Source organism: Myroides indicus, assembly GCF_004364575.1.
Classification (GTDB): domain Bacteria; phylum Bacteroidota; class Bacteroidia; order Flavobacteriales; family Flavobacteriaceae; genus Flavobacterium; species Flavobacterium indicum_A.
The window spans coordinates 28,468-40,500 of the sequence record NZ_SOAG01000027.1 but is presented as its reverse complement, the minus strand read 5'-3'; the positions used below and the strand labels follow the sequence as shown (position 1 = coordinate 40,500).

14 protein-coding genes and 1 pseudogene are annotated in these 12,033 nt (G+C 31.9%); 10 read left to right on the top strand and 5 right to left on the bottom strand.

Annotated elements, in window-relative coordinates; all coding sequences use genetic code 11:
• A pseudogene (locus tag C8P70_RS14335) lies at window positions 1-130 on the bottom strand (IS982 family transposase); the annotation flags it as partial.
• 259 nt (window positions 131-389) lie between these two features.
• Here C8P70_RS14335 and C8P70_RS11230 point away from each other — a divergent pair.
• From C8P70_RS11230 to lgt, 6 genes are all read left to right on the top strand, one after another.
• Window positions 390-1,226, top strand: a complete 837-nt coding sequence (locus C8P70_RS11230; RefSeq protein WP_133713415.1) for a universal stress protein — start codon at window positions 390-392, stop codon at window positions 1,224-1,226.
• Between the two features lie 171 nt (window positions 1,227-1,397).
• Window positions 1,398-1,877 carry a hypothetical protein gene (locus tag C8P70_RS11225; RefSeq protein ID WP_243832702.1) on the top strand — a complete coding sequence of 160 codons (480 nt, stop codon included), beginning with the start codon at window positions 1,398-1,400 and terminating at the stop codon, window positions 1,875-1,877.
• A 129-nt stretch (window positions 1,878-2,006) separates the two neighbouring features.
• On the top strand, window positions 2,007-2,678 hold the full coding sequence (folE, locus tag C8P70_RS11220; RefSeq protein WP_133713414.1) for a GTP cyclohydrolase I FolE: 672 nt from the start codon (window positions 2,007-2,009) through the stop codon (window positions 2,676-2,678).
• A 17-nt stretch (window positions 2,679-2,695) separates the two neighbouring features.
• Complete coding sequence (gene cysS, locus C8P70_RS11215) at window positions 2,696-4,174, top strand: cysteine--tRNA ligase (protein WP_133713413.1); 1,479 nt, start codon at window positions 2,696-2,698, stop codon at window positions 4,172-4,174.
• Window positions 4,175-4,221: 47 nt separating this feature from the next.
• Window positions 4,222-4,446: a membrane protein insertion efficiency factor YidD gene (yidD, locus tag C8P70_RS11210; RefSeq protein ID WP_133713412.1), complete on the top strand. Its 225-nt coding sequence runs from the start codon at window positions 4,222-4,224 to the stop codon at window positions 4,444-4,446.
• A 63-nt stretch (window positions 4,447-4,509) separates the two neighbouring features.
• Window positions 4,510-5,439: a prolipoprotein diacylglyceryl transferase gene (gene lgt / locus C8P70_RS11205; protein ID WP_133713411.1), complete on the top strand. Its 930-nt coding sequence runs from the start codon at window positions 4,510-4,512 to the stop codon at window positions 5,437-5,439.
• 79 nt (window positions 5,440-5,518) lie between these two features.
• Here the strand turns inward: lgt and C8P70_RS11200 are convergent, their stop codons facing one another.
• Window positions 5,519-6,607 (bottom strand): M42 family metallopeptidase, encoded by a 1,089-nt coding sequence (locus C8P70_RS11200; protein ID WP_133713410.1) that lies wholly within the window; start codon window positions 6,605-6,607, stop codon window positions 5,519-5,521.
• A 79-nt stretch (window positions 6,608-6,686) separates the two neighbouring features.
• On the opposite strand from C8P70_RS11200, the gene C8P70_RS11195 reads away from it, so the two are divergent.
• The 4 genes from C8P70_RS11195 to C8P70_RS11180 all read left to right on the top strand — a co-directional run bounded on the left by C8P70_RS11195 (window position 6,687) and on the right by C8P70_RS11180 (window position 10,010).
• The gene (locus C8P70_RS11195) at window positions 6,687-7,382 is read left to right on the top strand and encodes a DUF4294 domain-containing protein (RefSeq protein ID WP_133713409.1); all 696 of its coding nucleotides are present in this window, start codon (window positions 6,687-6,689) and stop codon (window positions 7,380-7,382) included.
• A gap of 47 nt (window positions 7,383-7,429) precedes the next feature.
• A complete protein-coding gene (dnaX, locus tag C8P70_RS11190) occupies window positions 7,430-8,515 on the top strand; it encodes a DNA polymerase III subunit gamma/tau (RefSeq protein WP_133713408.1) in 1,086 nt (361 codons plus the stop codon).
• A gap of 299 nt (window positions 8,516-8,814) precedes the next feature.
• Window positions 8,815-9,159: a DNA polymerase III gene (locus C8P70_RS11185; protein ID WP_133713407.1), complete on the top strand. Its 345-nt coding sequence runs from the start codon at window positions 8,815-8,817 to the stop codon at window positions 9,157-9,159.
• Between the two features lie 20 nt (window positions 9,160-9,179).
• Complete coding sequence (locus C8P70_RS11180; protein ID WP_133713406.1) at window positions 9,180-10,010, top strand: CvfB family protein; 831 nt, start codon at window positions 9,180-9,182, stop codon at window positions 10,008-10,010.
• Window positions 10,011-10,144: 134 nt separating this feature from the next.
• On the opposite strand, the gene C8P70_RS11175 is transcribed toward C8P70_RS11180, so the two are convergent.
• The 3 genes from C8P70_RS11175 to C8P70_RS11165 form a co-directional block, all read right to left on the bottom strand.
• Window positions 10,145-10,525, bottom strand: coding sequence for a DUF3037 domain-containing protein (locus C8P70_RS11175; RefSeq protein WP_133713405.1), 381 nt, complete (start codon window positions 10,523-10,525; stop codon window positions 10,145-10,147).
• Window positions 10,512-11,312 (bottom strand): HipA family kinase, encoded by an 801-nt coding sequence (locus C8P70_RS11170; RefSeq protein WP_133713404.1) that lies wholly within the window; start codon window positions 11,310-11,312, stop codon window positions 10,512-10,514. The genes C8P70_RS11175 and C8P70_RS11170 overlap by 14 nt, the downstream gene beginning before the upstream one ends.
• 112 nt (window positions 11,313-11,424) lie before the next feature.
• A complete protein-coding gene (locus C8P70_RS11165) occupies window positions 11,425-11,703 on the bottom strand; it encodes a hypothetical protein (RefSeq protein ID WP_243832701.1) in 279 nt (92 codons plus the stop codon).
• Window positions 11,704-12,033 lie beyond the last annotated feature (330 nt).

Sequence of the window (12,033 nt, the reverse complement as noted above, 5' to 3'; positions counted from 1 at the left end):
TTAAAGCAAGACTTATCAATTCCAAATCCTTCAATTTTGGTGTTCGTCTTTGGTAGGGCAATAAATTTTCATTTGATATTTTTCGTAAAACTTCCAAAATTCTTTCGTAATTTGCACCTAAGTTGTTCATTGTAAATGTTTTGTTATTAATTCAATTTACTGATTTTCAATCAAATGAACAACTTTTCTCTTCTTTAATTCATAATGCACAACGGATAACATTAAGGATATTAATTTTAATTTCTAACTGCTGTTGAATAGTTATGCTCTTGCCTTATTCTTATTTGTTGGATTATTTAAAAATACACTTAATAAAAACAAAAATAAGCTTTCTGATTATAGCACATCAAATGTTTTTTTTATCTTTATATAAACAAAAAAGTATAATTATGAAAAAAATATTGTTCCCAACAGACTTTTCAGATACAGCTAATAATGCTCTTATTTATGCACTAAAAATGGCTGAAACCCAAAATGCAACTTTATTTGTTTTACATGCATATGAAATGCCCATTATTTCTGCAACAGCTAATCCTGTAATGGTGCAAGATGTATACAAAACAATTGAATTAAGCAATTTTGAAAACTTTAAAGATCAGGTTCCTCAAATCAGGGATATAGCTAAACATCATAATTTAGATCATATCCCTATGCACTTTATTTTAGAAGAAGGATTTTTAAATACTATTATAAAAAAAAGAGTTAAAGAAGAAAATATTGACTTAGTAGTTATGGGAACGAACGGCAATTCTGGTTTTGATAAAAAATTATTAGGCTCCAATACAGCCAATGCAATAGGTTCATTAAACGTACCTGTGTTAAGCATACCTCATGATGCCGTTTTTGATGGTATTAAGTCTATTGCTTTTACAACACTGTTTAATGCTCAGGATAAAAAAGCATTGGATCAGCTTATTCCAATGGCTAATAGTTTTGGAGCAACAATAAAATGCATACACATCAATAATGGAAAACATTTAGTAGATTCAGTTGTAGTACAAAACTGGGAAGAAAATTATCAAAATAGCCCGGTACAATTTTTTGTAATAGAAAGTGATGATATTGAAAAATCTATTTTTGATTTTATAGATAGTGAAAATATTGACCTCTTAGTTTCAATAACTAGAAACAGAAGCTTCTTTGAAAAACTCTTTACTTCAAGTTTGACTAAAAAATTAAGTTACCACAATTACGTTCCGGTTTTAGCCTTACAGGAAGAAGATTAATTAATTTAATACTAAATAAAACCGAAGCCGCGTACTTCGGTTTTTTTTATGTTTATAAAATACTATTTTATCCATTCAAAAATATTTTTTTCGTTATTTATAATTCTTTGATTTCTTTATAAAAAAAGCTTAATTTGCATTAAATTTACGAACACCAACTACAACACAACTATGAAAAGAAACAGGTTATTATCGTTATGTTTAATACTTTTTACTATAGGAGCTGCCAAAGCTCAGGTTTTAGAATTGTACAGTAACGATAGCAAAAACGAATATTTAGGTTGTTTAACCTGTACTGCATCAGATTCAAAATCTGTCTGGAACCATCACGGGACTTATGGAAATTTATATAACAAAAAATCTATTTGGAATAAATACGGTATATACGGAGATAATACAAGTAATTTTTCTCCTTGGAATCCTCACGCAGAAAACCCTCCTATTATTAAAAAAGATGGAGAAGTATATGGCTACTTTACCTTAAATAAATTTATTGGAGAACGTGTTGAAATTGGCTTAACTCGAATGATTTATGACTATTATATGGACATTCGAGAAGATGTAAGCAAATGGTCAGAATCCGTATCAAAATTAAATGAAGAAGAAGATCCTATTAAATCACCCCAACAAGGCACTAAAGTTCCTCAATAATATTTGTAATTTAGGATTCTTCCCCCTCTGTTTAGGTAATTATTTATCTTAATAAAGCTTCTGAAATCTCAACAATTATTACTTATATTTGTGCCAAAATAATATTTGTTAGGTAATAAATACAACATAATGAGCATTACTGAAAAGTTTCACGATGAATTAGGGGATAATCACATTGCCACGAGCGATGCCACTCCGATGAGAAGTGACGCATTTGATCGCACGGACGATGAAAAAATAGAATTAATTAAAAAAGACGTAGAGAATATTTTAAATACTTTAGGTCTGGATTTAACAGACGACAGTTTAAAAGGCACACCTAACCGGGTAGCCAAAATGTTTGTCAAAGAAGTGTTTGGGGGATTAAACCCTGCTAAAAAACCAAGCTCTTCTACTTTTGAAAATAAATATAAATACGGTGAAATGCTTGTAGAAAAGAATATAGTTATTTATTCTACTTGCGAACACCATTTACTGCCAATTATAGGACGGGCACATATCGCGTACATTTCCAACGGAACGGTTGTTGGTTTGTCAAAAATGAATAGAATTGCAGAATACTATTCCAAAAGACCACAAGTACAGGAACGGCTTACAATTCAAATTGTCAATGAATTAAAACGCGTTTTAAATACAGAAGATGTGGCATGTATCATTGATGCAAAGCATCTTTGCGTAAATTCAAGAGGTATAAAAGACATTGAGAGCAGCACTGTTACTGCTGAGTTTGGAGGTCGATTCAAAGAAGAAAACGTACGAAAAGAATTTTTGGAATACATAAAATTAGAAACAAAATTCTAATCAACTATATCAAAAACATGGCATTATATCACGATTTAGAGCTAAAAGTTTATAATTCGCTCACAGGAGAAAAGGAAATCTTCAAACCTATCCATGAAGGAAAGGTAGGAATGTACGTTTGCGGACCAACCGTTTATAACTATGTACACTTGGGTAATTGTAGAACTTTTATCTCTTTTGACTTGATATATCGCTACTTAAAACATCTGGGGTATCAGGTACGCTACGTCAGAAATATTACCGATGTGGGGCACATGGTAGATGACGTAGATGAGGGGGAAGATAAAATTGCTAAAAGAGCGCGCATTGAACAAATTGAACCGATGGAAATTGTACAGAAATACACAATCAATTTCCACCAGATTTTAAAGCAATTCAACAATCTACCGCCAAGCATAGAACCCACTGCCACCGGACACATCATTGAGCAAATAGAAATAATTCAACAAATTATCAATAATGGTTTTGCTTATGAAATAAACGGTTCTGTGTATTTTGATGTTGAAAAATACAATACTTCTCACAATTACGGAATTTTAAGTGGACGTAAAATAGAAGACTTAATGTCTAACACACGTGATTTGGACGGGCAATCTGACAAAAAAAATCCTCTTGATTTTGCGCTTTGGAAAAAAGCAGAACCACAACACATTATGCGTTGGACATCTCCGTGGGGCGATGGATTTCCCGGATGGCATTTGGAATGTACGGCAATGAGCACTAAATATTTAGGATCTCATTTTGATATTCATGGTGGAGGCATGGATTTAAAATTTCCGCATCACGAATGTGAAATTGCCCAAAACGAAGCTTCTACCGGAAACAGCCCGGTAAACTATTGGATGCACGCCAATATGTTGACCCTAAACGGTAAAAAGATGTCAAAGTCTACCGGAAACAATATTTTGCCCAATGAATTGTTTTCAGGCAAAAATACCATTTTAAGCAAGGCTATTTCGCCTGCTGTTGCAAGATTTTTTATCTTACAGGCACATTACAGAAGTATTTTAGATTTTTCTGATGAAGCTATTTTAGCATCAGAACGAGGCTTTTTCAGATTAATGGATGCTGTTAAATCTCTACCTAATCTATCTCCTTCTAATCATTCGAGCATTGACATACATAGCTGGAAACAAAAATGTTATAATGCTATGAATGATGACTTTAACAGTCCTATTTTAATTGCCCATTTATTTGATGCTGTTAAAATGATAAATCTGATTAAAGAAAATAAAGAAACTATTTCTGCCTCTGACCTAACTGAATTTACAAAACTTATCAATGCTTTTGTTTTTGAAGTACTAGGTTTAGAAAACGTAGAAGAGCAACAAGGTGATAATAAAAAACTGGAAGGAGTACTCAATATGCTTATCGGAATGAGAAATGAAGCAAGAGCCAACAAAGATTTTGCACTTTCTGACCATATACGGGATGAACTTTTAAAATTGGGAATACAATTAAAAGACGGAAAAGAAGGAACTTCTTTTTTATTATAAAACAGACAAAGCTGTAAGAAATTCTTACAGCTTTTTGCTTTTACCCTATGCTAAAAAAAATATTGATATTTCCGTTTATTATATTAGTTCGCTTTTATCAAATAGCCATCTCTCCTCTATTCCCTCCTGCATGTCGCTACACGCCTACCTGCTCTCAATATACGTTAGAATCATTGCGCAAATACGGGCTTTTTAAAGGAAGCTGGTTGGCAATAAAAAGAATTTTACGCTGTACGCCCTGGGGCGGTAGCGGTTATGATCCCGTTCCATAATTAACATTTTATTACTCTTTGTAAAATTTATTTTTTACTTTTACACATTAACGTTATTTCAGCATGATACATTACTCATTAAATATGATTTGGAATCCGTCCGAAGGATTAGATTTAGGTTTTATAAAACTGCGATATTACAGCTTAATGTTTGTCATAGCCTTTGGTTTAGGTTGGTATATTATGAAAAAGATATACGATCGCGAGGAACTTAGTGTTGACAAGCTTGACAAACTTTTTATATATACTGTATTAGCAACGCTTATTGGAGCAAGATTAGGACATGTTTTTTTCTATGACTGGGATTACTACAAAAATCATTTGTTCGAAATTATATCGCCGGTTCGCTTTTCACCAAAATTTGAAGTCGTAGGTTTCAGTGGTCTAGCTAGTCACGGCGCAGCTATTGCTATTATTGCTGTAATGTATTATTACAGTAAAAAAATTATTCATAAACCAATTTTGTGGATATTAGATAGAATTGTTTTACCAATAAGCATTGGTGGCGTGTTTGTTCGTTTAGGAAACTTTTTCAATTCGGAAATTGTAGGCAACCCAACTACAGGTATTTTTGGAATAAAATTCATCCGGGACGATATCAATCCAAGACAAGCTATGGAAATAACCGGCATAAATGATTACAACCAAGCTTATAACGCTATACAAAACGATCCTAAATTTGCGGAATATCTGACTGCTGTTTTGCCAAAACATCCTACTCAATTATATGAAGCTTTTGGATATATTCTCGTATTCGTTATTTTATATTTTTTATATTGGAAAACAGATTCTCGAAAATATCTGGGATATATTTTTGGTATATTTTTAGTATTGTTATGGCTAGTGCGTTTTATTGTCGAATTTATGAAAGAAAGTCAAGGCGGATTTGAAGATAAATTAGGTTTGCTTTCAACCGGACAATGGTTAAGCATACCTTTTATTATAGTCGGAATTTATCTTTGGCTGACTGCAAAAAACAGAAAGATTGATTAGTTTAAAATTAAATCAAAATAAAATAAGAAATGGCTGTCTATTCAACAGCCATTTCTTATTTTATTTACCTCATTTTTATTTAAAAGTATGAAAAAGACTCATTGTCCTTTATATGTAATAAAGTATTATAGATCAATTTAATCGTATTTTCCACATCCTCTTTGTGAATCATTTCTACAGTTGTATGCATATAACGCAAAGGAAGAGAAATCAAAGCCGATGCTACTCCACCATTGCTATAAGCAAAAGCATCCGTATCAGTTCCTGTTACTCTCGACATAGCATTTCTTTGAAATGGAATTTGATTTTTCTCAGCTGTATACTCAATTAATCTGCGTAAATTATTTTGTACAGCAGGAGCATATCCAATAACAGGTCCTTTTCCAATTTTATTATCTCCTTCAATATTTTTATCAACCATCGGTGTATTGGAATCGTGACAAACATCAGTAACAATAGCCACATTTGGTTTTATTGTTTGTGTTATCATCTCAGCTCCTCTTAACCCCACTTCTTCCTGAACGGCATTCACAATATAAAGTCCAAAAGGCAGCTTGTTATTGTTTTTCTTTAAAAGGCGAGCTACTTCTGCAATCATAAACCCACCTATTCGATTATCTAATGCCCGACATACAAATCGAGTGTTATTTAAAACTGTAAAAGTATCAGGGTAAGTAATTACACAACCAACATGAATTCCTAATGCTTCAACTTCTGCTTTTGAATCACAGCCCACATCAATAAAGTTAGTCTCTATTTTCGGTGATTCTTCTTTTCCTGCTCTATTTCGAATATGGATAGCAGGCCAACCAAAAACACCTTCTATAATGCCGTCTTGAGTGTGAATATGTACTTTTTTAGATGGAGCAATCATATGATCGCTCCCTCCGTTGCGCACCACGTGTATAAATCCCTCTTCTGTAATATATTTTACATACCAGGAAATTTCATCAGCATGCCCTTCAATAACCACTTTATAGGGAGCTTCTTTATTAATAACTCCCACAGCATTTCCGTATGTGTCCGTAAAAAATTCATCAACATACGGTTTCAAATAATCCATCCAAAGCTGTTGTCCCTTAGATTCATATCCGGTAGGAGAGGCATTATTTAGATAAGCTTCCAAAAAAGCTACTGATTTTTGAGTTAAAATATCGTCTGTATTCATTGTTTATATTTTTTGCTAATTTATCCAATACTTAAAAATAACTCAACTAAATAAAGTAATTTTGGCTATATTTAAACTTATGAAAAATCTGATATATTTTTTTATTTTACTGTATACAACTATTGCTTTTTCTCAAGAAGAACCCTTAATTACTGTTCCGGAAATACCACATGAAGTCATTATTGACGGCGATACAATAAATGAATATTCAATCCCCGAAATTTTTATCGGCATAAATCCTCAAGAAGAAAAATACAGAAGAGACATGGTTATTTTACGCAATCGCATACGAAGAGTTTATCCCTATGCTACTGCTACTGCTCAAAATCTCATCATTCTAAATGCTAATTTGGAAAAAATAGAAACCAAAAAAGAAAAACGAAAATATATTAAACGCTCTCAAAAATATTTGGAAGGACAGTTCAAAGAAAAATTAAAAAAGCTTTCAAAGAATGACGGCAAAATTCTCTTGAAACTGATTGACAGACAAACTGGACAAACTGCCTTTGAGCTAATTAAAGAATTCAAAAGCGGCTGGACAGCATTTTGGTCTAATACCACAGCCAGAACTTTCAGTTTAAATTTAAAATCGGAATATCATCCTGATATAGATTTAAACGACTTTTATATAGAAACCCAGTTGCAGTACTTATTTTACAGATATGAATTACAATACAGTTCGGGAAATCCTGATATCCATTTCAATGAGCTCAGAAAATTGTGGAAGGACAAGATAAGCGAAGAAGAATTTTTTCCGTTGGAATTAAGAGAATAGTTTACTCTTTGTAAAAATTGCTTAACTTTGCTGTAATATTACTTTCTATGGAACAATTTATCGTATCTGCCCGAAAATACAGACCTCAAACTTTTAAAGATGTTGTTGGACAACAAGCGATAACCAATACGCTTATCAACGCAATAGAGAGCAATCACTTAGCTCAGGCTTTGTTATTTACCGGTCCTAGAGGAGTAGGAAAAACTACGTGCGCACGGATTTTAGCAAGAAAGATAAATCAAGAAGGATATGATGACCCGAAGGAAGATTTTGCATTTAATGTTTTTGAGTTGGATGCCGCTTCCAACAACTCCGTTGATGACATCAGAAATCTGATAGATCAGGTTAGAATTCCTCCACAAACAGGAAAATATAAAGTATATATCATAGATGAAGTTCACATGTTGTCTTCTGCAGCGTTTAATGCTTTTTTAAAGACATTAGAAGAACCTCCCCGCCATGCTGTTTTTATTTTGGCAACGACAGAAAAACATAAAATTATTCCCACCATTCTTTCTCGTTGTCAGATATTTGATTTTAAAAGGATTACTATTACTGACGCCGCTGCACATTTGGCTGAAGTGGCAAAAAATCAGGGAATTTTATTCGAAGAAGATGCCCTTAGAATAATAGCTCAAAAAGCAGATGGAGCAATGCGAGATGCTCTATCAATCTTTGACCGCGTAGTATCTTACTGCGGTAAAAATTTAACTCGTCAGGCTGTTGCAGAAAACCTAAATGTATTAGATTTTGAATATTATATCCGTATTACCAATATGATCTTACAGAACAATATTCCTGAATTATTGCTGGCTTTTGACGATATTTTGGCAAAAGGATTCGATGGACATCATTTTGTGGCAGGAATGGCCTCGCATTTTAGAAATCTAATGGTATGTAAAACTCCTCAAACTGTTAATTTACTTGAAGTTGGCGAACACGGCAAGCAAGTGTTTGAACAGCAAGCAGAACAATGTTCTTTGGCTTTTTTACTACAGGCAATAGAAATTGCAAATGATGCAGATTTAAAATATAAAACAAGCCAAAATCAACGATTATTAGTAGAGTTGTGTTTAATGCAGTTAGCATCGCTGACTTTTGACTCCGAAAAAAAAAAGTTAAGCAATTTATAATTCCATCTTCTGCCCTTCCTGATAATTCGGTAAAAACATATACAAATATTCCTGAGAATGCACCTTCCTTTAAAGAAGATGGAGAAATTAAGCAAATACAGGATCAAGATCCACTGCTACTTGAATCACATAGGAATATTTCTGAGCACACAGAAAAAGAAATTATAAAATCAGAAAAATCTATTTCTGCTTTATCTTTATCAAGCATCAGAAACAGGAAAGAGTTAGAGTCTTCTTTAGAAAAAAATGTTGTAAATCTAAATGATTTACCTAAAGAACCATTTACTCACTTTCAGTTAATGGAAGAATGGAAGAAATATAGCGAAAAACTGACTAAATCTGGTTTAATGTTAATGGCTTCACTCATGGGAATGGCGCCACCTACTATAAAAGAATCTATGATATTAATTGAACTTCCTAATGAAGGTTCCCGAATTAGTTTTGACGAAAATAAATACGATTTAGTTAACTACTTGCGAAAAAAAATGAATAATTACGATATTGATATCATTATCGAGGTTAATGAAAAAATAGAAATTAGTAAAAAAGTATTAGGTTCAAAAGACCGATATAAACACTTTGTAGAGATTAATTCAAATATGGAGCTATTGAAACAAATTTTTGATTTGGAACTTCGCTCATGATTCAACTAAAAAAATAAATTATGATAAAAATAGGAGACGATAATAAACTAAAAATAGATCGAAAAACAAGTGTAGGTTTATTTTTAACCGATGGAGAAAAAGACATCTTACTGCCTAACAAATATGTTCCTAAAAAATACGAAATAGGAGATGAAATAATAGTGTTCGTTTATTTAGATCAAGAAGAACGACCAGTTGCCACTACCATTGAACCTTATATCTACATCAATGAATTTGCTCTTTTGAAAGTCAGTTACATTAATCAATATGGAGCTTTTATGAACATTGGGTTAGAAAAAGATCTATTTGTTCCTTTTGCAGAACAAGCCCGTCCTATGAAAGAAGGAAATCATTATTTAGTTTACATGTATTTAGATGAAAAGACAAATAGGCTAGTAGGTTCAAGTAAACTAAATCAATTTCTCGACAATAATGAACTTACTGTCAGTGAAGGAGAAGAAGTTGAACTTGTAGTTTCACATATTACTGAATTGGGAATTAATGTTATCATCAATGAAAAACACAGAGGATTGATGTATAAAAATGAAGTTTTTGAAGATTTGCGGACAGGTGACCGTATTATAGGATATATCAAAACAATTCGTCCCGATGGAAAAATTGATGTCACTAGAAATAAAATCGGATTCGATGGTATTTTAGATTCAGCTTCGCTTATTTTAGAAGAACTTCGCAACAACAATGGCTTTTTAGGCTTAACTGACAACAGCCATCCAGAAGATATCAAAACCGTTTTGAATATGAGTAAAAAAGCTTTTAAAAAGGCAATCGGTACACTATACAAACAAAAAAAGATTGATATTCAAGAAAATGGGATTTTTTTGATAGAGTGATTTTTATTAACCTCGTATAATGTAATTTCTACAAATAAACTATTATGGATAAATAAACCAATACTACTACCCAACTCCTTATAAAGCACATTAAACTACAAACTAATATAAATACGTTCTTTATTCTTAAGGGTTTATAATATCATTTCTCTAAAAATTCGTTCAAATGTAGACTCCAAATCTTCCTTTGTTACTATCCCTGAATGAGGTCTTGAAGTTTGGATACAAGAACTTTTTATAGCTGTTATCCATCTGAATCTTTCTGCTATATCAAATTGAGTTATCCACGTTTTTTGTATTTTCCCCTCAGCAATCATTTGAAAAGTTTCTAGATGATTTTTTAAAACTTCATATTCGACTTCAGTGGAAAAAGAAGTAATCTTTTTTTTATCTAAGTGGTACTTAAAATATATATTTTTACTAGATTTACAGAAAAACACAAGTCCTATATTAACAAATTCTTCTCTTTCTACCTTAGGAACAAATCGAATTACAGCGTATTCATAAACTTCCATTACGTATTCTTTTTGCTTCATCAATAAACAGATGAGAGTTTTTAAACCTTGTTATCAAAAAATCATAATAAACCTTTCTTATTTCAGAACTCGTCATATCTACTTCCCGCCATTGAAGCCAATCTTCAGGTATTAGACTTACTAAATCTTTAAAAAAGGCTTCATTTAGAACAGATTTAAATTCTCTATCTACTTCATACAATAAAGTAGCTTGAGGAAATAATACGTGCTCTTTGATTAAAGCAAACGGATTAAGTGCACTTTGTTTCCAATTTGTAAATGAATGATGAAAATAAAAAGAAGCACCATGGTCGATCAGCCACAATTCTTTATGCCAAATCAGCATATTGGTATTTTTAAAAGTGCGATCAACATTTGTTATAAATGCATCAAGCCATACTATTTTTGAAGCAAGATATTCATCTACTCTGTCCTGATCAGCAGAAGGTTCAAAAGTTAAAGCACCTGATAAAAAGTGTAAAGCCAAATTCAACCCTTTACTAAATTGAAGTAAATCTTGAATCTCTTCATCTCCCTCAGTCCTTCCAAAAGCTTCATCTAATTCAGCAAAAACTACTTCAGGAACTTTGAATCCCAATTTACAAGCTATTACCCCTCCTAATAATTCTGCAATCAATGCTTTTACTCCATGTCCAGCTCCTCTAAATTTTAAGACATATTTAAATCCATCATCGGCTTCTGTCAAAGCAGGCAATGATCCCCCTTCCCTTAACGGCGTGATATACCTAGTAACAATTACTGTCCTTAATTTCTGAAAGTCATGCATTTTAAATATTTGATCAATAACTTAAACATTCAATTTTAGCAAAGTGATGATATTTTTATGAAACTACAATATTTTATTCACTCCAAAATATGTAAATTTAATTTACTTCTTCTTAAATTACTTTAATTGCAGCCTCACTAGCTATTTTTTGTAATTTTTCCCTTTCTTTTATGCCTTTATACCCAAATACTTCTCTATTTTTACCGTTATTTAACTTTATTATAGTCTTTGTTGCAAGAGTTTTGGGGATCTTAATATATTCTATATTAGATTTTTCTATTTTATCAGTGGCTGTTTTTACTAGAAAGTTTTTGTAATTTAAATATAAAAAAACAGCAGTAATAACACAGAAGAGATAATCCATTTCGTGTAGATTTGACCAATCTGCCATATAAAGTCGGATAATAGACATTACCAGAATCAAAACAGACATTAATCTCGAGGATATCAATCTACTTTTATAATTATCGTTTATCTCTATTTGGTTGGTTGACTTATTGTAATTAATCATTTATTATTTTTCACATTAAATTTATTATAGACTTAGTTGATTTATATCAATAGCCAGTATATCTACCCAACTCCAATTATAAGTAAAATTTTTAAAAGATCATAATAATTATGACTTTAATTCCTTAGATAAGAAAACGATATATTCAAACATTTAACAACTCACAATTATCAAATAAATACAAATATTTCTTACCACTAATTTTTAAAC